The following is a 20,688-nucleotide window of genomic DNA, read 5'->3' on the forward strand; positions in this document are numbered from 1 at the left end:
GGGTTGTGAAGCCATGCTCCGCCTGCCCAAGGTGATCGGCCATCGCGGTGCGGCCGCTTCGGCACCCGAGAACACGCTGGAATCCTTCGAACGCGCCGCTCTGCTGGGCGCCCGCTGGGTGGAGTTCGACGCCAAGCTCAGCCGCGACGGCGTCGTCATCATCATGCATGACGACACGCTCGACCGGACCACCAGCGGTCGCGGGCCGGTCGCGAAGGCGGATTGGAGCCAGATCAGCCGGCTCGATGCCGGCGCCTGGTTCGGCCCGAACTGGCGCGGGGTCAAGGTGCCCCGGCTCGACGAGACCATCGCGCTCCTTGCCAGGCTGGGCCTCAACGCCAATATCGAGATCAAGCCCTGCCCCGGCCGCGAGGTCGAGACGGCGGCCGCCGTGATCGAGGTGGTGCGCGAACACTGGCCGAAGGATCGCGAGCCGCCCCTGCTGTCGAGCTTCGCGCTGGAAAGCATGGTGGTGGCGCGGGATCTGGCGCCCGAACTGCCGCGCGGGCTGCTGATCTGGGACACGCCCGAGATCTGGCGGTCCGAGGCTGGCCGGCTGGGCTGTCTGTCGGTGCATTTTTCCGGCCGATCCCTGCCCCGGGACTTGAAGGCGGTCAAACAGGCGGGGCTGGGGATCGCGGTCTATACGGTCAATGACCGGCGCAAGGCGCGCCGGTTGCTTGATGCGGGCGTCGATAGCATCATATCGGACAGTCCGGATACGGTGCTCGCGGCGTGACCCAGGGTCCGGGGTCCCGCGCCCGCGAGCGAACAGGAGAGTCGATAGAGTGAAGCCGCTGCCGCCTCTGATCATTTCCGGCAAGGAAGTGCTGCCGCTCGTCGAAGGCGGCAAGGGCATCTCCGTCTCCAACGGCGAGAGCTCCGGCGCCTGGGCCGCGGCCGGCGGTGTCGGCACCTTCTCCGGCGTCAATGCGGATTCCTACGATCCCGACGGCAAGCTGATCGAGCAGGTCTATCGCGGCCGCACGCGGCGCGAGCGCCACGAGGAGCTGGTCGCCTATGCGATCCAGGGCGGCATCCATCAGGCGCAGATCGCGCATGAGAGCTCGAACGGCCAGGGCCGCATCCATATGAACGTGCTGTGGGAGATGGCGGCCTCGCAGCGCGTGCTGCATGGCGTGCTCGAAGGGGCGAAAGGCCTCATCCACGGCGTCACCTGCGGCGCCGGCATGCCCTACAAGATCGCCGAGATCTGCGCGCAGTACGGCATCTTCTATTATCCGATCGTCTCGTCGGCGCGCGCCTTCCGCGCCTTGTGGAAGCGGGCCTATCACCGCTTCCCCGAGCTGCTGGGCGGCGTCGTCTATGAGGATCCTTGGCTCGCGGGCGGCCATAACGGCCTCTCCAACAGCGAGGATCCGCTCAAGCCCGGCGATCCCTATCCGCGCGTCGCCGAGCTGCGCCAGGTCATGATCGAGTTCGGCCTGGTCACCACGCCGGTGGTGATGGCCGGCGGCGTCTGGTGTCTGCGCGAGTGGGAGCATTGGCTCGACAATCCCGAGATCGGACCGGTCGCCTTCCAGTTCGGCACGCGGCCCTTGCTCACCCAGGAGAGCCCGATCTCGGCCGCCTGGAAGCAGCGGCTGATGACGCTCGATGAAGGCGACGTCTATCTCAACCGCTTCAGCCCGACCGGCTTCTATTCATCGGCCGTGAGCAATCCGTTCCTCGACGAACTGCGCGAGCGCTCCGAGCGCCAGGTCGCCTATTCCACCACCACCGTCGGCGAGCATATCTGGCCGTTCCCCGTGGGTGCCCGCAACCGGCTGGTCTATCTGACCGCGGCCGACAAGCTGAACGCGGTGCAGTGGGTCGAGGAAGGCTACACCGAGGCCCTGCGCACGCCGGATTCGACGCTGATCCTCGTCACGCCCGAGCGCGCGAACCAGATTCGCGAGGATCAGATCAATTGCATGGGCTGCCTCTCGGCCTGCCGCTTCTCGAACTGGGCCGAGAACGACGAGGGCACCACCGGCAAGAAAGCCGATCCGCGCTCCTACTGCATCCAGAAGACGCTGCAGACCATCAGCCATTCGGACCACACCGAGGACCAGCTGATGTTCGCCGGCCATAACGCGTTCCGCTTCAAGCACGATCCCTATTACGCGAACGGATTCATTCCGACCGTCCGCCAGCTGGTCGAGCGGCTCGAGACCGGCGATTAGCGCTAGGGGGACGGCGCGGGCTGGGAGCCGGAAAGGACTCTCACAGCCTTGTCACTTCCCTCCCGGCCGGCCTTGACATAGCTTGTAACTATTCCAAAATCAGGGCAGTGGCGTCCTGACGGCCGTTATCCGGCAAACCCGAGAGTGGCGACCCCGCCCATGCAAGCCAGCCGCCCCTTTGCTCCCCTGGTCGACCGTCTGAAGCAGGCGGGCCTGCGTCCGACGCGCCAGCGGCTGGCCCTCGCGAAGCTCCTGTTCGAGCCGGGTTTCCGCCATGTCACGGCCGAGCAGCTCCATGCCGAGGCGGCCGGCGCGAACATGCGCGTCTCGCTCGCCACCGTTTACAACACCCTGCATCAGTTCACCCGCCAGGGGCTTCTGCGCGAAGTGGTGGTCGATCCCGGCCGCTCCTATTTCGACACCAATACCGGCGATCACCATCATTTCTTCTTCGAGGAAAGCGGCGATCTGCAGGATGTGGATGGCGCCGAAGTTCAACTGGCGCGCCTGCCCGAGGCACCGGCCGGCACCAAGCTCGGCCGCGTCGAGGTGGTCATCCGGCTGCAGCGGCAGAAGTAAATCCGCCGCGCTGTTGGCGCTGCCCTTGACGCCCCTTCCTCCAGTGATTAAGAATTCTTCGCATTAGATTTGAAACATTCTAATCTGTTGACAAACTCATTGCGTTTGCATAGTTAATTTAACAGATACCCGATGGACCGGCGTCGCGGCCGGCCCCTTCGGAAGACTTCAAAGATCACCGAAAGCAAGGGAGAGCCAGCCATGAAATCGCTCAAGAGCAGCAAGACCGAAGGCAACCTGAAGGCCGCCTTCGCCGGCGAGAGCCAAGCGAACCGCCGCTATCTCTATTTCGCTCAGAAGGCCGACGTTGAGGGCTACAACGACGTGGCCGCCGTGTTCCGGTCCACCGCCGAAGGCGAGACCGGCCACGCCCACGGTCACCTCGAATTCCTCGAGACGGTCGGCGACCCGGCGACGGGCCTGCCGATCGGCGCCACCGGCCCGAACCTGAAGGCCGCGATCGCCGGCGAGACGCACGAATACACCGACATGTATCCGGGCATGGCTCGCACCGCGCGCGAGGAAGGCTTCGACGAGATCGCCGACTGGTTCGAGACGCTCGCCAAGGCCGAGAAGTCGCATGCGGGCCGCTTCCAGAAGGCGCTCGACACCCTCGGCTAAGCGCCGGGAGACGGACTTCAGAGCGGCGCCCGCTCAGCGCGGACGCCGCTCGTGACGACAGGCGGAAGCGCGGGGGATCCTTCCCGCTCTTCCGTCGCCGCGTCATTCCGCGGGGGCCGGTTCCCCTGCACCATTTCCGATGAACCTGAATGCCGATGGCGTCGGCAACCGACAGGGCCGCCGATCCCGGCAGCGCCTGCGAGGGGGATGTTCGATCCATGAGAGAAGGCAGTCTCGAGCCGCCGACACGCCATCCGCTCGATTGGAACGATCCCGATTTCACCAATTGGGAAAAGCTCGACGCCGAGATGCGCCGGGTCTTCGACATCTGTCACGGATGCCGGCGCTGCTTCAATCTCTGCGACAGCTTCCCGCGGCTGTTCGATCTGGTCGATGCCTCGCCGGACGAGATGCATGGCGTCAAGAGCGAGGACTTCAAGCCGGTCGTCGATGCCTGCACGCTCTGCGACCTCTGTTTCATGACCAAATGTCCCTATGTCCCGCCGCATGAGTTCAATCTCGATTTCCCGCATCTGATGCTTCGCTACCGCGCGGCCGAGCGGGCGCGGGGGCAGGTCGACAAGATGCGCGACGAGCTCGGGAACACCGACCGCAACGGCAAGCTCGCCGCGGTCGCGAGCCCGGTCGTGAACTGGGCGGGCGGCGAGGGCAATGGCCTCACCCGCCCGCTGATGGAGAAGGTCGCCGGGATCGACCGCCAGGCGAACCTGCCGAAATTCTTCAGCAAGACCTTCATGCTGCGGGCGCGCCAGTCGACGCCCGAGATCAATCGCGAGGCGCCGGGTTTCGGCCGCAAGGCGGTGCTCTATGCCACCTGCTTCGTCAATTACAACAATCCCGACATCGGCGAGGCCGCGCGCAAGGTGCTGGCGAAGAACGGCGTCGAGACCGAGGTGCTCTATCCCGCCTGCTGCGGCATGCCCCAGCTCGAGGCGGGCAACATCGCCAAGGTCGCGGAGAATGCGCGCAAGGTGAGCGAGGCGTTGCTGCCCTGGGTCGACAAGGGCTATGACATCATCGCGCTCGTGCCGTCCTGCGCGCTCATGCTCAAATTCGAATGGCCGCTGATCCTGCCGTCGGATGCGGACATCAAGAAGCTCTCGCAGGCGACCTTCGACGTGAGCGAGTATGTCGTCGACATCGCCAAGCGTAACGGCATGGCGCCGGGCCTGCAGCCGCTGGAAGGCGGCGTGGCGCTCCACATCGCCTGTCATGCGCGCGCGCAGAACATGGGCCAGAAGGCGGCCGAGATGCTGCGCCTCATCCCCGGGGCCGATCTCGCCGTGATCGAGCGCTGTTCCGGCCATGGCGGATCCTGGGGCGTGATGAAGGGCAATTTCGAGACCGCGCTCAAGGTCGGCAAACCGGTCGCGCGCCAGGCGCAAGGGGCGGGCAAACGCCATCTCGCTTCCGAATGCCCCCTGGCCGGCGCCCACATCGTGCAGGGCATGGAACGGATCTCGGACGGCAAGCCGGCGGCGACCCACTCGCGCCATCCGATCGAATTGCTGGCGCAGGCCTACGGATTCTAACCGCTCGCCTCGGCAACGGGCGGGATGGAAGGATGGAAAGGACGATGATGCACAAGCATGAGATCACGCCGGCCGACCTGATGAGCGTCGAGGCCTACACCAAGGTGCGCAAGGAACGGCGCACGGCGCTGGTGCAGCGCAAGAAGATGCGCCGTCTCGAGATCGGCCCCCATTGCAGCATGCATTTCGAGAATTACGAGAGCATGTGGTTCCAGGTGCAGGAGATGCTCTATATCGAGAAGGGCGGGCCCGAGCAGATTCCAGGCGAGCTCGCGGCCTATAACCCGCTCATTCCGAAGGGCGCGGAGCTCGTCGCGACCGTGCTGTTCGAGATCGACGATCCGGAGCAACGCAAGATCATCCTGTCGCGCCTGGGCGGTGTCGAGGAGACGGCCTTCATCGAGGTCGAGGGCGAGCGCATCAGTGGCGTGGCCGAAGCCGATCAGGATCGCAGCACGGCCGAAGGCAAGGCCTCCTCCGTCCAGTTCATCCATTTCCTCTTCACGCCGAAACAGATCGAGGCGTTCCGCAAGCCGGGCGCCCGCATCCTCGTGGGCTTCACTCATCCGCATTACGGCCATATCGCCGTGATGAGCGACGGCGTGCGCGAGGCGCTGGCGCAGGATTTCGACTAGGGGCGTTGTGCCCGAGCCGAGCGAAGTGCGTATGGCACAGAACATCTATGACGACGAAATCTTCTTCGCCGGCTACAGCCAGCTGCCGCGATCAATCGAAGGGCTCGAGGGTGCGCCGGAATGGCCGTCGCTGCGGGCGCTGCTTCCGCCTCTTGCGGGCCGCCGCGTGCTGGATCTCGGTTGCGGCTTCGGCTGGTTCTGCCGTTGGGCGAGCCACCAGGGTGCCGCGAGCGTCACGGGCATCGATCTTTCCAGCCGAATGCTCGCGCGGGCGAAGGCGGAAACGCAAGATCCCATGATCGCCTATGTCAACGCCGACCTGGAGCAATTCGATGCCGAAGCTGCGACGTTCGATCTGGTCTATAGTTCGTTGGCTTTCCATTACCTGCGCGACCTGACACGCCTGCTGACGAATGTCCACGAGGCGCTGCGCCCCGGTGGCAAACTGGTGTTCTCGGTCGAGCATCCGATCTATACAGCGCCCCGCGAGCCGGGTTGGCTGACAAACGTGGCTGGGCGTGGCCAATGGCCGGTGGATGGCTATCTCGACGAGGGAGCGCGCTCCACGGATTGGTTGGTCAAAGGCGTGATCAAACAGCACCGCATGATCGGCACCTATGTCGATCTGCTGCGCCGCGCGGGCTTCGTCATCGCGCACATCGAGGAACGGGGGCCGAGCCGCGAGCAGGCCGCATCGCATCCCGAATGGGCGCCGGAGCGCGAGCGTCCGATGTTTCTCCTCCTGGCCTGCGATCGCGCGTGACACATGATCAGGACTCGGCCTGGGTCAATTCGGAGGCGCGCTGACTGCCGGCTTCGAGCTGATAGGCCCGCGCAGCCTGTTCGGCCGTGATGAGGCCTTCGTGCAGGTCGCGCGCGACAGTCTCGCGTGCCCGGTCCTGCGGCGGCCCGTAGCCGCCGCCACCCGCCGTTTCGATGATCAGCAAGTCGCCGCGCCGAAGCGGCGTGTTGCCCTTGGAGGCCAGCGCGACGACCTTGCCATCGCGTTCGACGGAGAAGCGTGACATCGCCCCGGGCTCGCCACCCAGCAGGCCCCAGGGCGCGATGCGGAAGCGGTCGGAGTAGCAGTTGAAGCTGACCCCGTCTTCGAGGATGCGATAGGTACGTCGCGCGCCGAGCCCGCCGCGCTTTGTGCCGCTCCCGGCCGAGCCTCGCCGCAGCGCATACTCCTCGACCCGCATGAAGGGATAGTCGGCCTCGAGCGATTCGACTGGCACGTTGGAGCAGTTGCCGACATAGCCGTCGACCACGTCGGCACCATCGGCATCGGCCGAAGCGCCCCAGCCGCCGCCCACGACTTCCATATAGACGCGATAGCCATCCGGGCCCATATGACCCATGCCGATCGCATTGGTCGTGTCATGGCCCGAGGCCAGGACTTGGCCTGGCACCACTTGAGACATGGCAAGCATGATGGCGTTGTAGACGCGGTGGCATGCGCTGTTGCGGGCACGCACGGCGACGGGTTGGCTGGGATTGAGGAAGGAGCCGTAAGGAACCTCGATGTTGCGGATCGGGCGGTAGAGGCCGTCATTGACGGGGATGTGGCCGCCGCCCAGCAGCAGGGCCAACGCGCCGTAGGCGGCCGAAATGGTCGAGGCCAGCGGCGAGTTGATGATGCCCTTGGTCTGCGGAGAGCTGCCGCTCAGGTCGATCTCCATCATATCGCCCGAGACGGTAACCTTGACGGCGACGCGTAGCGGTTCCTGCGTGAATCCGTTGTCGTCGACGAAATCCTCGCCCTCATAGACGCCGTCAGGGATGGCCTTGATCGCCTCGCGCGCGCGCCGTTCCGAGTAGTCTTGAAGCTCGGCGGCAGCACCCAGCACTGTCTCCTCGCCGAAGCGGTCGAGCATTTCGATGAGCCGCACCTCGCCGGTCCGTGCCGAGGCGAACTGGGCATGGATATCGCCCATCACCTGGTCGGGCGTGCGCACATTGATGCGGATGAACTGCTCGAGCAGACCACCACCCAGGTCGCGCTCGACATCGAAGCGGCAGAGCGGAATCCTCAAGCCTTCGGAATAAACGTCGCTGGCGCCGGCATTGGGGCCGGCGGCCCCGCCGCCGATATCGATATGGTGACCCAGCGCCGCGGCGAAGGCGACCAGCCGGCCGCGATAGAAGACCGGCGTGAAGAGGATGATGTCGTTGAGATGCTGCGCCCCGCTGTAGGGGTCGTTGGTGATCAATGCCTCGTTCGGCCGGATGGTCGATAGGTCGTACCGCTTGGCGAAGGCCTCGAAGACCTTGCCGAAGGAGTTCATATGGATCGGACAGAACTGCGCCTGCGCGATGATCCGGCCCTGGCGGTCCAACAGTGAGGTCGAGCAGTCGCGGGCCTCGCGGATAATGGTCGAATAGGCCGAACGGACGAGTTTCTCGCCCATCTCCTGCGCGATGCCATGAAGTCCGTGGCTGATGATATTGAAAGTGGCCTGATCGACGGTCGGCATCATCCTTGCTCCTTCGGCTCCGGCGTCAGCACTAGCGAGCCGCCGCGTGCAACCGTTGCGGTCCAGCAGGGCGGCACCAGGGTCGTGGCCGTCGGCTCCTCGATGATCGCCGCACCTGAAAGCGCGAAGCCCTCGGGCAGGCTCTGCCGCCAAGCGAAACGGCAGGGAATGGTCTTCCCCCGAAAGAGCACGTGGCCTTCCTCGATGTGGGGCTTGGCGGCGCCGGCCGCTCCGCGCGTGACCTGATCCAGCGCATCCCGCGGCGTGGGAACCTGCGCGACCAGGCGGAAGGAGACGATCTCGATCGCCTCGCCGAATGCCGAGGCACCGTAGCGGGTGCGATGCATGTCGCGGAATAGCCGGTGCAGATAGGAGGCGCCTTCGGCGGCGAGCGGGACGGTATCCACCGGCGTCAGCAGCTCGAAGCCCTGGCCGCGGAAGCGCATCTCCAGCGCATGCTCGAACTGGAGATCGCGCGCCGCCTGGCCAAAGGCGGCGAACTCCGCCTCTGCTTCCTTGCGCATCTGCGTGAAAATCTCGGCTGCCTTCGCGCCGATGCTGTCCTCCACAGGCGACAGGTTGGTCCTGCGGTAAATCCGTTTCAGATCGGCGACAAGCAGGCCCAGCGCCGAAAAGAGGCCGGGATAGGGCGGGATCACGACGCGGCGGATGCTGAGCTCGCCTGCTGCGAGCGCCCCGATCATCGGCCCCATGCCGCCATAGCCGTAGAGCGCGTAATGCTTGGGGTCATGGCCCCGCTGCACGGAGACGAGCCGGATTCCCTGCCCGATATGGGCGGCGCCGATCTCCACCATCGCCTGCGCCAGCGCGTCGGCGCTTTGGCCCAACGGCTTCGCCAAGCTGGTGAGGACCTCGTCTGCGCGCTCCGGTAGCAGCGTCATGCGTCCGCCAAGGAAGCGATGCGGACGAATCCAGCCCAGACGGACCAGTGCGTCGGTGATCGTGGGTGCCGTCCCGCCGTAACCATAACAGGCGGGGCCCGGCCGGGCCCCGGCAGACCTCGGGCCAACCTGCAGCATGCCCCCGGCATCGATCCAGCCGAGACTGCCGCCTCCGGCGCCGATATTGGCGATGTCGATGCTGGGCAGGCCCACGGGAAGTCCGTCCACCTCGGTCTCCGCGGTGATGCCCGGATTGCCGCCCGCGATCAGGCAGATGTCGGCGCTGGTGCCTCCGACATCGAGCGTGATCACGTCCTTGTCGCCGATCACGTCAGCGACGCGCACAGCGCCGATGACGCCGGCGGCGGGGCCCGAGTTCAACATGTCGACGCCGCGGTCGCGCGATCCCGCGCTCGGCAGCACACCGCCCGAGGACTGCATGATGAAAAGGTCGCTATCCCGCGCGGACTGGGCGAGGTGCTTCTCGAGACGGCCGAGATAGCGGCCGACCAGCGGAACCAGATAGGCCGCCATCGCGGTGGTCGAGGCTCGCTCATATTCGCGGAAGGTGGGCAGGACTTTGGTCGAGAGCACCACCGGCAGATCCGGATAGCGATCCTCGATCAGGCGGCGCACGCGCTCCTCATGTGCTGGATTGCGGTACGCGTGGAGGAGGCAGATGGCGATGGCCTCGACCCGCTCGACTCGCACCAGCTTGTCGACGGCGTTGAGCAGCTCCTCCTCATCGAGGGGAAGGACAACCTCGCCCGCCGCATCGAGCCGCTCCGTCACCTCGACCGAACGGCTCAGGGGCACCAGGGGCTCCGGCTTCTTGCAGGCGATGGCATAGACATTCGGTCTCAATTGCCGTTGCAGCTGCAGAATGTCGCGGAACCCGCGCGTCGTCAGGAAGGCGGCGCGGCAGCCCTTGCGCTCCAGGATAGCGTTGGTCGCGACGGTCGAGCCGTGGAAGAGCTGGGACAGGCCGGTGAGCTTGCTCCCCAGCGCCTGCTCGAGACCGTCGATGACGCCGACTGATGGATCTCGCGGGGTGGAAGGCAGCTTGTGGGTTCGGACCTCGCCCGCTTCGTCGAGCCAGATCAGATCCGTGAAGGTTCCCCCCACCTCGATGGCCATCTTGATCATGATCGAACCGGAGCCTCCCTTTGCCGCCGGACCCGCGACGGCACGGGCCGCCGTTTCCCCCTGACAAGTGCGGCGGATTATTTTTACAATGATGCATAAATTTGAAATCGCGTGCAAGATAGGGCAGAGGATCCAAGGTTCCCGCCTTTGCGGGGCGCGAGCCTGCCCGATATCGTGCCTGCCTCGACCCATCGAAAGGGTGCCACAATTGAGCTTTCGTGCCGAACTCCGGACGAAATATGTCAGCCCCTCGGGCGACGCCGAGCCCGGACTGCGCGAGCGGCAGCGCTCGAAGCGCCGCGACACGATGCTCCGGGCGGCTGCGGCCGTCTTCGGCGAGAAGGGTTTCGAGGAGGCAAGGCTCGAGGATATCGCCGAGCGCGCCGAACTCTCCGTCGGCACGATCTACAACTACTTCTCCTCCAAGTTCGACCTGCTGGTGGCGATGTACCGCGAGGATCGAGAACTCGTGCTAAAGCAAAGCGAAGCGATCGTGGCCAATCCCCCCGACGATCCCGTCATCGCGATCAGCAGGCTCATCCAGTGCGATCTGGAGACCGGCATCGACTATGCGGGCCCGGCAGTCTGGCGCGAGATCCTGGCGCCGGCCTTCACGCCGGAGCGCTATCGCAAAACCTTTGCCGAGATCTATGACCGCTATACCGGGCGCATGCTGCAACTGCTGGAGCTGCTGCGCCAGCGCGGCCAACTCGATCCGGGCGCCGATTGCCGCCTGGCGGCTCGCATCTTTCTGGGCCTCGACCACCTGCATTTCCACGAGATCATGACCGAGGGCAGTCGCTCGAAGGCAAAGCTGCACCGGCTGATCGAGAAGGAAGTGCGGATGATCTATGCCGGTCTTAAACCCAGCGGCTAGACCCGCGATTCCAAGCTGGCGATCAGTCGGCTAGCGGGCTGGTGATGCAGCGCTGCGGCGCTCGACCGCTTTCCGCCGAAAATCCTCGATCATGCGCTGCAGCGCGGCCTTGCTGCGGAGGCGGACGGTCTGCTTTTCCGGATGCGCTTCGAGATAGGCGAGGATCCTGGGCCGCGTGCGCTTGTGGGTGATCTCCACCAGCCGGAACAGGGTTTCGAGATCGAGGACCGCTTCCTTGGGGTCGGGGGCCTCGCCGCGCCGGGCCTGATTGAGCCGACGCTGGGCCGCCCAGGCGCAATGCTGCAGCAGCGGGAGGTCGACGAAGATGATGCCGTCGGCCCGGTCGAGCCGGCGCTCGATCGCCTCCCAGGCCCCCATCCCGTCGATGATCCAGCTGTCCTCGACGAGCCAGGCCTGCTCGCGGGCGATGGCTTCCTTGTTGGAGAGGAGCTCGGCGCCCCGCCAGAGCAGCGTGTCATATTCGCGATGGGGGATGCCGGTCGCCTCGGAAAGGGCGCGCGCCAGGGTGGATTTGCCGCCGGCTATATTGCCGACGATTGCGACCCGGCGGGTGGCGCCCAAGGGCTCAACCCCCCGGCATCGGGCGCGGTGTCCGGTCGGCGGGATCGCGCATCGCGGCGGCGGACCTCAGAAGGTCTCGTTGGGGTAGGTGCCCCAGAACCATTCGCGCTTGAGCCAGCCGCGATAACCCTGGACCTCGGCCCGGCACCAGATCGCGTCGCATTCGAAGAGCTGGCCGACCACGCCGGGCTCGAGCCGGGCCGCCGGCCGCGCATCCATCTCCGGCGCCAGGCGCATGGTCCGCCGCTCGCCGGTGATGACGAAGTCGCGCTTGCCGTCGAGCATGCTCTGATGGACCCAGCCTTCGGTCCCCTGCCAGTCCCGGATCTTGCGCCAGGTGTCGAATTCCTCGATCACCTCGACCGGCATGCCGTCGCGCTTGTAGATCCAGTCGATCGGATAGGTCAGGCCCGGCCCGGTCCGGAGATTGACCTCGTTCGACCGGAGCGAGACGAAACGCGGGATCGGCAGGCCCGAGGGGTTGGCGTTTGCCGCCATCGCCAGGCTGCCGCCGAGCTGCGGCATCGCGTCCAGCCCCGCAAACGCCAGACCCGCAATCAGGAGGAATGCCGCCAAACCGCGACCGCAACGGCGTCGCCCGCCGGCGGGACGCACCAGGGCCAAATTCATAAGCCGAGTCTCCATCATCGAACCGTAATCGCCTGGGGCGCAGATTCGGCTGCTCCGGCGGCCGGGTCAAGTTGAACCGGCCGGATTGACCCGGCGTAACCCTCCGGGCGGCCGGCGCGGCTCCCCCTGGCGGGCGCCGGCGCGGCGCCGAACGCCTCCGGGGTCCTCGGCTGGACAAGGCAGGACGCTCTTGCTATGGCAGACCGCGAGTTTCGCTTGGTAGAGTGGGCTCCGCTGTCGACCGGCTCTTCCCAAAACCAACACGCGTGATCGGGCCCGATGCCTCCCAAACCCATCGTCGTCGTTACCCGCAAGCTGCCCGATCCGATCGAGACGCGCATGATGGAGCTGTTCGATGTCCGCTTGAACGTCGACGACCGCCCGCTGACGCAAGCCGACCTGGTCGAGGCCGCCAAGACCGCCGACGTGCTGGTGCCGACCGTGACCGACCGGATCGATTCGGCGGTGCTGTCGCAGGCCAGCCCCAAATTGCGGCTGATCGCCTCCTTCGGCACCGGCGTGGACCATATCGACCTCGCCTCGGCGCGCCAGCGCGGCATCACCGTCACCAACACCCCCGGTGTCCTGACCGAAGACACGGCGGACATGACCATGACCCTCATCCTCGCCGTGCCGCGGCGCCTGGCCGAGGGCGAGCGCCTCATCCGCTCGGGCCAGTGGAAGGGCTGGGGCCCTACCTCGATGCTGGGCCATCGCATCTGGGGCAAGCGCCTCGGCATCGTCGGCATGGGGCGCATCGGCACCGCCGTGGCGCGCCGCGCTCGCGGCTTCGGGCTGGCCGTCCATTACCACAACCGCCGGCGCGTCCATCCCGATCTCGAAGCCGAGCTGGAGGCAACCTATTGGGAAAGCCTCGACCAGATGCTGGCGCGGATGGACATCATCTCGATCAACTGCCCGCATACGCCCGCGACCTATCACCTGCTCTCGGCCCGCCGGCTCAAGCTGCTGCCGCGCCACACCTATATCGTGAACACCTCTCGCGGCGAGGTGATCGACGAGAACGCGCTGGCGCGGATGCTGGTGCAGGGCGAGCTGGGCGGCGCCGGCCTCGACGTGTTCGAGCATGAGCCCGCGGTCAATCCGAAGCTGCTCAAGCTCGACAATGTGGTGCTGCTGCCGCATATGGGATCGGCCACGGTGGAAGGCCGCATCGATATGGGCGAGAAGGTCATCATCAACATCAAGACCTTCGCCGACGGCCACAAGCCGCCCGACCGCGTGCTCGAAACGATGTTCTGACGGGACGCGAGCAGGCTGTCCTGCCGCTTCCCGCCGGCGATCCGAACGAGGCCATGGAAAGCCAGGCCGAAGCCCGCAAGCGGGATCTGTTCCGCAACGATCCGAACCTGCAGCGCCTGCTGAGGCGCTCGCTGGGAACGGCCTACGCTCGCTGGGAACCGGGCCTCGCCGGCTTCGGCGCCTGGGTCGGCGACGTGGTCGATCGCACGGCGTCCTATACCGATCGCCAGGCGCCGCCCAGGCTCGAGACCTATGACGCGCAAGGGCGGATCGCGAACCGGATCCTGCGCAATCCGACCTGGGCCGCGACCTCGCGCGAGGCCTATGAACGCGGCGTGATCGGGCTCAACTACACGCCCGACCCCGCGCCCTTCGAAGTGACCTTCGCCATGGGCTACCTGCTGTCCCAGGCCGATGTCTCGCTGCATTGCCCGGTCACCATGACCGGCGCGGTCGCCTATGTGCTGGATCGCCATGGCCCGCCCGCCCTCAAGGCGCGCTATCGCGAGGAACTGACGCGCATGGATGGCGCCGCGCTGACGGGCGGCACCTGGGCGACCGAGCTCCATGGCGGCAGCGATGTCGGCGGCACCACCACCACCGCGCGGCCAGAGGCGGATCACTGGCGGCTCAACGGGCTCAAATGGTTCGTCAGCAATGCCGATGGCGGACTGGCGCTGGCGACGGCGCGGCCCGAGGGCGCGCCTGCCGGCACCAAGGGCCTCGGGCTCTATCTGGTGCCGATCACGCTCGAGGATGGCACGCTCAACCCGATGCGGTTCCGGCGCCTGAAGGACAAGCTCGGCACCAAGGGCCTGCCCACGGCCGAGGTCGATCTCACCGAGACCTGGGCCCTGGAAGTGGCGCCGCCGCCCGAGGGCTTCACCCTGATGATGGCGGCGCTCGAATTCAGCCGCATCCATAATGCGATGGCCTCGGTCGGGCTGCAGCGCCGCGCCTTCGTCGAGGCCTTCCATTACGCCGCGGAGCGCAAGGCCTTCGGCGACGCGATCGTCCATTATCCGATGGTGCAGGACGAGCTGATCGCGATCCTGGTGACGCTGGAGGCAGGGGCGGCGCTGGCCTTCGCGGCCGCGCATGGCTTCGATATCGCCGATCGCGCCCATTCGGGCGACGTCGACGAGGCGCGCGTCTGGCTCCGGCTCGTGACCGCGCTCGCCAAATACATGACCGGCGAGGATTCGATCCGCGCCTGCTCGCGCGCGATCGAGATCATCGGCGGCAATGGCTACACCTACGATCATGTGACGCCGCGCCTGCTGCGCGACGCGCAGGTCATGACCGTCTGGGAAGGGCCCGCCAACATCCAGGCGCTGGAGATCCTGCGGCTGGTCGCGGGCCGGCATGGCGGCGACAAGATCTTCGTCGCGCGCATCGAGGCGATGCTGGCGGCGGCATCCTCACCCCTGGCTGCGTTCGTGACGATCCTGCGCGCAAACCTGATGGATTGGCAGGCGGCGTTGGGGTTGATCCGCGCCGATCCCGCCGAGGCGCGCCGGCACGCGCGCCGCCTGATGGCGCTGATGGCCGATATCCTCGCCGCGACCCTGCTGCTGGTGGAGGCCGAGGAGGGGCTGAAGCAGGGCGATCATCGCAAGCGGCGGATCGCGCAGCTCTTCATCGAGGCGCGCTTCCAGCCACCGGCGCGGCGCGGGATCCTGCCGCAGCAGGATTGGGTCTATCGCGAGTTCGAGGCGCTGGCGGCCGGTCAGCCGATCGCCGCCGCACCGTGAAGAAGTTCCGCCCGAGATGAGCCAGCTTCGCGGGCAATTGGGACCCTCGCGCGATGGTGGCGGGCCGTTCAGCATGAGCCAGCCACGACGCTTGCTCTCTCTGGCGCCCAACATCTCGATGATTTTGTTCGCGCTTGGCGCCGATGAAACGGTCGTCGGGCGCACCCAGTATTGCCCGTCGTCCATTCAAAACTATCTCGACGTCTGGGGGCTTTCCGGCAAGAAGATCGCATCGCGGCTGCACCACTGGCAGGCCTTGCCCGAGGTCGGTGCCTGGCCTCAAGTCGATCGCGAGCGGGCGGTCGCGCTCCAGCCGGACATGGTTCTCGCTTCCGGAACCGGCACGTTCGCGGCCCATGAGGCCGGGATGTTCAATCTCGGTCCGGATGCGTTCGTCAACTTTGACACGCGCACCTTGACGGACCTGGACCAGCAGATTGTCACGATCGGGGACATCGTCGGCAAGCGGGAGGCCGCTCGGGAGATCGCGACGAAGCTGGCGGCGCGGCGCGAGGCGATCCTGGCGCGGCACGTCGTCCCGGCACGGCGTCCAACGGTACTGTTTGAATATTGCGTGTGCATCAAATATGACCCCGACCCGGCGCGCCGATTCGCGAACCCGGGACGGTTCGTCATGGCGGGCGGACATCTGGCTCCGGATTTGATTCGCCTGAGCGGCGGCGAACCGCTGTTTACCCGGCCCGGCGATGCGGTCGCCTGGACCGATTTCAAGGTCATTCGGGAGGCGCAGCCCGACATCGTCCTGGCGTTCGATTGCAATGGTTGCCCGAATGCGATGAGCCATCCCATTGCAGCGCGTCCGGGATGGTCGAGTCTCAGGGCGGTATCCGACCGTGCCGTCTATCGGCCAAGCCGGAACATCGCCAATCCCAATCTCTGTTACCCGGAAGCGCTTGCCGAATTGGTGGAGCTGGTGACGGCATGGGACCGGGCTCAGCGCGACGGACAGGCCTGCTGACTATCAGCCCGCCGACAGGGGCTCCCTGGCAGCCGATCCAATCCCTTCAACCTGGACCACCACAGCCGGGGCAGCCTTCGCGCCGGCGCAGCCGGATCTTGCGGAACACCGTCGAGAGCGCGTCATAGAGCAGCAGCTGTCCCGACAGGCCGTCGCCCAGTCCGAGCAATTCCTTGATCACCTCGGTCGCCTGCAGCGTGCCCATGGTCCCTGCGGCCGATCCCAGCACGCCCGCCTGCTCGCAGCGCGGCACGGCATCCTCGTCGGGCGTCTCCGGATGGAGGCAGCGCAGGCAGGGATGGGGCGCGCCCAGATAGGGCTTGAAGGTGGTGAGCTGCCCGTCGAAACGCACCACGGCCGCCGAGACCAGCGTCTTCTTCGCCTTGTGGCAGGCGTCGGCCAGCAGGAAGCGCGTCTCGAAATTGTCGCTGCCATCGGCGACGAGATCATAGCCCTCGATCACGCCCATGACGTTCGACGCATCGAGGCGGAGATGATGGCGCGTAAAGGCGATGTCGGGGTTGATGCGCGCGATCGCGGCGGCCGCGCTGTCGGTCTTGGGCCGGCCGACGTCGGTCGTGCCATGCAGCACCTGGCGCTGCAGATTGGAGAGATCGACCTTGTCATGGTCGACGACGCCAAGCCCGCCGATGCCCGCACCGGCGAGATAGAGCAGCAGCGGCGAGCCCAGACCGCCCGCGCCCAGCACCAGCACCTTGCTGGCCAGGAGCTTCGATTGCCCTTCCTCGCCGATCTCGTCGAGGATCAGGTTGCGGGCGTAGCGTTCGATCTGGGTGTCGGAGAGGTCCATACCACTGTCACCCCCGCGAAAGCGGGGGCCCATGTCGATACCGAGCTCGGGCCCATCCATGGGTCCCCGCTTTCGCGGGGATGACCGGGGGAGGGTTTGTCGCGAGGCTTTCTATGTCGCCACGCTCTTATTCATCGTCACCCCCGCGAAAGCGGGGGCCCATGTCGATGCCATGCTCCGGCCCATCCATGGGTCCCCGCTTTCGCGGGGATGACCGGGGAAGGGTTTGTCGCGAGGCTTTCTATGTCGCCACGCTCTTATTCATAGTCACCCCCGCGAAAGCGGGGGCCCATGTCGATATCGCGCTCCGGCCCTTCCATGGGTCCCCGCTTTCGCGGGGATGACGGCAGAAGGGACGGCGATGACGAGAGAAGGAGTGCAAACACCCCTTCGCGTTTGCGCTGTTAGTCCAGCCCCTCGAACAGCGCGGTCGAAAGATAGCGCTCCGCGAAGGAGGGCAGGATCACGACGATGCGCTTGCCTTCCATGCCCGGGCGCATGCCGACCTCGAGGGCGGCGGCGAGGGCGGCACCGGACGAGATGCCGACCGGCACGCCTTCGAGCTTGGCGACGCGGCGCGCGGTGCGGAAGGCGGTCTCGTTGCCGATGCGCACCACCTCGTCGATCAGCTCGCGGTTGAGTATCGACGGCACGAAGCCGGCACCGATGCCCTGGATCTTGTGGGGTCCGGGCGGGCCGCCCGACAGCACCGGGCTGTCCTCGGGCTCGACCGCGACCATGCGCAGGCCCGGCCGGCGCGGCTTCAAGACCTCGCCGATCCCGGTCAGCGTGCCGCCGGTGCCCACACCGCTGACCACCACATCGACCTTGCCGTCGGTGTCGCGCCAGATCTCCTCGGCCGTGGTGCGTCGATGGATGGCCGGGTTGGCCGGATTGCGGAACTGCTGCGGGATCACGGCATTGCCGATCTGCGCCACCAGCTCCTCGGCGCGGCGGATGGCGCCGTTCATGCCCTGGGCCGCCGGCGTCAGTTCCAGCTCGGCGCCCAGGAGCTTGAGCATCTTGCGCCGCTCGACCGACATGCTCTCGGGCATGGTCAGGATCAGGCGATAGCCTTTGGCCGCGGCGACGAAGGCGAGCGCGATGCCGGTGTTGCCGGAGGTGGGCTCCACCAGGACCGTGCCCTGGCGGATCTTACCCTCGGCCTCGAGCGCCTCGATCATCGCCAGGCCGATGCGGTCCTTGACCGAGGCCAGCGGATTGAAGAACTCGCATTTGCCGACGATTTCGGCCTTCGAGCCGCCCTCGCGCGCCAGCTTGTCGAGGCGGACCAGCGGGGTCGCGCCGATCGTCTCCAGGATGCTGTCATAGATGCGGCCGCGAAATTCCGGCGCGTGAGCGCCCGCCGCAGATTTGGTTGCCGTCATGATTCCTTGCGTCTCCTATGCGGATGCCGGCTCGAGGGTCGCGATGCCGGATGAATCGATCGTCAGATCGTGAAGTCGAGCCGCTCGGCGGCGCTGCTGGGAACGCCCGCCACCTGGGCGCGCTGGCAGAGATCCTCGACCGTGATCTTGTCGAGCTCGAGCAGCATGGAATCCTGGAGCTCGCGCCAGAGCGGGCGCACCACCTGCATCCCGATGACGGAACCCCCGCCCTCGCTCAAGGGATCGGGCACCATGTCGATCTGGCGCATGACGCGAACCACCTCGCCCAGGGTGATGCGCCGGCGTTCGCGCGCCAGCCGATAGCCGCCGCGCGGGCCGCGCTGGCCGGTGAGGACGCCGCTCTTCACCAGATGCTGCAGCACCTGTTCCAGGTAGCGGCGGGGAATTCCCTGGCGCTCGGAAATCTCGCCCGACTGCACCGGGCGGTTGCCGCTGTGATAGGCGATATCGACGACGGCCTCGATGGCGAAGAGCAGGCGCTTGGATAGTCGGAGCATGGAAGGCCCTCCGTATTAACGGCGTGCGGCCGCGGCCGGCGCGGATCCGACCCCGGTCGATCCGAAGCCGCCGGCACCGCGGGCGGTCTCGGGCAATGTTGCGGTCTCGGCCCAGCTCACGCGCGTCACCGGCGCCACCACCATCTGCGCGATCCGCGTGCCGCGTTCGATCGTGAAGGGGAGCTGGCCCAGATTGACGAGGATGACCCCGATCTCGCCGCGATAATCGGCGTCGATGGTGCCGGGACTGTTGAGAAGCGTGACGCCATGCTTGAGGGCGAGGCCCGAGCGCGGGCGGACCTGTGCCTCGAATCCCGCCGGCAGGGCGATCGCGAGGCCGGTCGGCACCAGGCCGCGTTCGCCCGGCGCCAAGGTCACCGGCTTCGTCACGGCGGCCACCAGATCCATGCCGGCCGCATCGGCGGTGGCATAGTCGGGCAGTGGCAGGCCCGCGCCATGGGGGAGGCGCTGCAGGGCCACTTTGACCGCGGCCGTCATGAGGCCCTCTTCAATTCGGCCGCGATCCGGTCGGCGAGCTGCTCGGCCACCTGCTGCTTGGACATGCGCGGCCAATCCTCGACGCCGCTGGCGCTGACCAGATGGACCGTGTTGTCGCTGCCGCCAAAGGTGCCGGTATCGGGCGACACATCGTTGGCCAGGATCCAGTCGCAGCCCTTGCTGCGGCGCTTGGCGGTCGCGTTCTCGACCAGATTCTCGGTCTCGGCGGCGAAGCCGATCACGAGGCGCGGGCGCTCGTTGCCGGCGGCGGACAGGCCCGCGAGGATGTCGGGATTCTCGGCCAGCGCGATCGAAGGTGCGGCCTTGCCCTTGGCCTTCTTGATCTTCTCGCCGGCGGCCGTGGCGGGGCGCCAGTCGGCGACGGCGGCGGCGCAGACGGCCACATCGACCGGCAGCGCGGCGCGACAGGCAGCCCACATCTCCGCGGCGGTTTCGATATGGCGGACCTCGACGCCGGCGGGATCGGGCTCGGCGGTCGGCCCCGACACCAGCAGCGTCGTGGCGCCGCGCCGCGCGAGTGCCGCCGCGATCGCATGGCCCTGGCGGCCGGAAGAGCGGTTCGCGATGTAGCGCACCGGGTCGATGGGCTCATGCGTCGGGCCGCTGGTGACGAGAGCCCGCAAGCCTGCGAGCGGTGCGGAGACTGCGAAATAGCGTTCGATCGCCTCCAGGATCTCGTGCGGCTCGGCCATGCGTCCCGATCCGACCTCGCCGCAGGCGAGATCGCCGGCATTGGGACCGACCTGGCGCACCCCGCGCAGCTTGAGGGTCGCGATGTTGGCCTGCGTCGCGGCATGGCCCCACATCTCGACATTCATCGCGGGCGCCACCAGCACCGGCTTGTCGGTCGCGAGCAGCGCGGTCGAGGCGAGATCGTCGGCCAGCCCATGCGCCATCTTGGCGAGGAGGTCCGCGGTCGCGGGTGCCACCACCACCAGATCGGCTTCTCGGCTGAGACGGATATGGCCCATCTCGCTCTCGTCGATCAGCGAGAACAGCTCGCCATAGACCTTCTCGCCGCTGAGCGCCGCGACCGAAAGCGGGGTCACGAATTGCGCGCCGCCCTTGGTAAGAATGACTCGCACCGTAGCGCCCCGATCCTTGAGGCGCCGGATCAGCTCGAGGCTCTTATAGGCGGCGATCCCGCCGGCAATGACGAGAAGGATGCGCTTACCCGCCAGCATTGTCGCAGTTCCCAAAAATTTCACGGTTTGGTTCTGCGGTTAACCTAGGCGCGACCCGCCTCCAGCACAAGCCTCGACCATGCC

At 66.7% G+C, this 20,688-nt stretch carries 20 protein-coding genes; 11 read left to right on the forward strand and 9 right to left on the reverse strand.

Annotation, left to right across the window (positions count from 1 at the left end):
• Window positions 1–13 precede the first annotated feature (13 nt).
• The 7 genes from ugpQ to FRZ44_RS26820 all read left to right on the forward strand — a co-directional run bounded on the left by ugpQ (window position 14) and on the right by FRZ44_RS26820 (window position 6,337).
• Window positions 14–739: a glycerophosphodiester phosphodiesterase gene (gene ugpQ, locus FRZ44_RS26790; RefSeq protein ID WP_225308467.1), complete on the forward strand. Its 726-nt coding sequence runs from the start codon at window positions 14–16 to the stop codon at window positions 737–739.
• A 49-nt stretch (window positions 740–788) separates the two neighbouring features.
• Window positions 789–2,186, forward strand: coding sequence for an NAD(P)H-dependent flavin oxidoreductase (locus FRZ44_RS26795; protein WP_225308468.1), 1,398 nt, complete (start codon window positions 789–791; stop codon window positions 2,184–2,186).
• Between the two features lie 159 nt (window positions 2,187–2,345).
• Entirely contained in the window at window positions 2,346–2,765 is a 420-nt protein-coding gene (gene irrA, locus FRZ44_RS26800; protein ID WP_151180062.1) for an iron response transcriptional regulator IrrA, read from the forward strand.
• Between the two features lie 201 nt (window positions 2,766–2,966).
• A complete protein-coding gene (locus FRZ44_RS26805; protein WP_151180063.1) occupies window positions 2,967–3,386 on the forward strand; it encodes a rubrerythrin family protein in 420 nt (139 codons plus the stop codon).
• A 218-nt stretch (window positions 3,387–3,604) separates the two neighbouring features.
• On the forward strand, window positions 3,605–4,939 hold the full coding sequence (locus FRZ44_RS26810) for a heterodisulfide reductase-related iron-sulfur binding cluster (RefSeq protein ID WP_151180064.1): 1,335 nt from the start codon (window positions 3,605–3,607) through the stop codon (window positions 4,937–4,939).
• Between the two features lie 44 nt (window positions 4,940–4,983).
• Window positions 4,984–5,574, forward strand: a complete 591-nt coding sequence (locus FRZ44_RS26815) for a DUF3501 family protein (protein WP_151180065.1) — start codon at window positions 4,984–4,986, stop codon at window positions 5,572–5,574.
• A 7-nt stretch (window positions 5,575–5,581) separates the two neighbouring features.
• Window positions 5,582–6,337, forward strand: a complete 756-nt coding sequence (locus FRZ44_RS26820) for a class I SAM-dependent methyltransferase (protein WP_225308469.1) — start codon at window positions 5,582–5,584, stop codon at window positions 6,335–6,337.
• A gap of 7 nt (window positions 6,338–6,344) precedes the next feature.
• Here FRZ44_RS26820 and FRZ44_RS26825 read toward each other — a convergent pair whose 3' ends face one another.
• Both FRZ44_RS26825 and FRZ44_RS26830 read right to left on the reverse strand, forming a co-directional pair.
• Window positions 6,345–8,054: a hydantoinase B/oxoprolinase family protein gene (locus tag FRZ44_RS26825; RefSeq protein WP_151180066.1), complete on the reverse strand. Its 1,710-nt coding sequence runs from the start codon at window positions 8,052–8,054 to the stop codon at window positions 6,345–6,347.
• The gene (locus tag FRZ44_RS26830; protein WP_191908320.1) at window positions 8,051–10,099 is read right to left on the reverse strand and encodes a hydantoinase/oxoprolinase family protein; all 2,049 of its coding nucleotides are present in this window, start codon (window positions 10,097–10,099) and stop codon (window positions 8,051–8,053) included. The genes FRZ44_RS26825 and FRZ44_RS26830 overlap by 4 nt, the downstream gene beginning before the upstream one ends.
• Window positions 10,100–10,307: 208 nt before the next feature.
• Here FRZ44_RS26830 and FRZ44_RS26835 point away from each other — a divergent pair, with 208 nt between their 5' ends.
• On the forward strand, window positions 10,308–10,976 hold the full coding sequence (locus FRZ44_RS26835; RefSeq protein ID WP_191908321.1) for a TetR/AcrR family transcriptional regulator: 669 nt from the start codon (window positions 10,308–10,310) through the stop codon (window positions 10,974–10,976).
• Between the two features lie 30 nt (window positions 10,977–11,006).
• On the opposite strand, the gene FRZ44_RS26840 is transcribed toward FRZ44_RS26835, so the two are convergent.
• The gene (locus FRZ44_RS26840; protein ID WP_151180069.1) at window positions 11,007–11,558 is read right to left on the reverse strand and encodes a P-loop NTPase family protein; all 552 of its coding nucleotides are present in this window, start codon (window positions 11,556–11,558) and stop codon (window positions 11,007–11,009) included.
• Window positions 11,559–11,624: 66 nt separating this feature from the next.
• A complete protein-coding gene (locus FRZ44_RS26845; RefSeq protein ID WP_225308470.1) occupies window positions 11,625–12,188 on the reverse strand; it encodes an SH3 domain-containing protein in 564 nt (187 codons plus the stop codon).
• A 279-nt stretch (window positions 12,189–12,467) separates the two neighbouring features.
• On the opposite strand from FRZ44_RS26845, the gene FRZ44_RS26850 reads away from it, so the two are divergent.
• From FRZ44_RS26850 to FRZ44_RS26860, 3 genes are read left to right on the forward strand one after another with little or no spacing between them, the layout of a single operon-like run.
• Entirely contained in the window at window positions 12,468–13,451 is a 984-nt protein-coding gene (locus FRZ44_RS26850; RefSeq protein WP_151180070.1) for a 2-hydroxyacid dehydrogenase, read from the forward strand.
• A 53-nt stretch (window positions 13,452–13,504) separates the two neighbouring features.
• Window positions 13,505–15,205: an acyl-CoA dehydrogenase family protein gene (locus tag FRZ44_RS26855; protein ID WP_151180071.1), complete on the forward strand. Its 1,701-nt coding sequence runs from the start codon at window positions 13,505–13,507 to the stop codon at window positions 15,203–15,205.
• A gap of 16 nt (window positions 15,206–15,221) precedes the next feature.
• Entirely contained in the window at window positions 15,222–16,184 is a 963-nt protein-coding gene (locus FRZ44_RS26860) for an ABC transporter substrate-binding protein (RefSeq protein ID WP_151180072.1), read from the forward strand.
• A gap of 46 nt (window positions 16,185–16,230) precedes the next feature.
• Here FRZ44_RS26860 and FRZ44_RS26865 read toward each other — a convergent pair whose 3' ends face one another.
• From FRZ44_RS26865 to coaBC, 5 genes are all read right to left on the reverse strand, one after another.
• Window positions 16,231–16,995 (reverse strand): HesA/MoeB/ThiF family protein, encoded by a 765-nt coding sequence (locus FRZ44_RS26865; protein WP_151180073.1) that lies wholly within the window; start codon window positions 16,993–16,995, stop codon window positions 16,231–16,233.
• 404 nt (window positions 16,996–17,399) lie between these two features.
• Window positions 17,400–18,383, reverse strand: a complete 984-nt coding sequence (cysK, locus tag FRZ44_RS26870) for a cysteine synthase A (RefSeq protein ID WP_151180074.1) — start codon at window positions 18,381–18,383, stop codon at window positions 17,400–17,402.
• Window positions 18,384–18,445: 62 nt separating this feature from the next.
• Complete coding sequence (locus FRZ44_RS26875) at window positions 18,446–18,901, reverse strand: RrF2 family transcriptional regulator (protein ID WP_151180075.1); 456 nt, start codon at window positions 18,899–18,901, stop codon at window positions 18,446–18,448.
• A gap of 15 nt (window positions 18,902–18,916) precedes the next feature.
• Complete coding sequence (gene dut, locus FRZ44_RS26880) at window positions 18,917–19,399, reverse strand: dUTP diphosphatase (protein WP_151180076.1); 483 nt, start codon at window positions 19,397–19,399, stop codon at window positions 18,917–18,919.
• Entirely contained in the window at window positions 19,396–20,604 is a 1,209-nt protein-coding gene (gene coaBC, locus FRZ44_RS26885; RefSeq protein WP_151180077.1) for a bifunctional phosphopantothenoylcysteine decarboxylase/phosphopantothenate--cysteine ligase CoaBC, read from the reverse strand. Before coaBC ends, dut begins: the two co-directional genes overlap by 4 nt.
• Window positions 20,605–20,688: the final 84 nt, after the last annotated feature.

It is taken from the genome of Hypericibacter terrae, assembly GCF_008728855.1.
GTDB lineage: Bacteria > Pseudomonadota > Alphaproteobacteria > Dongiales > Dongiaceae > Hypericibacter > Hypericibacter terrae.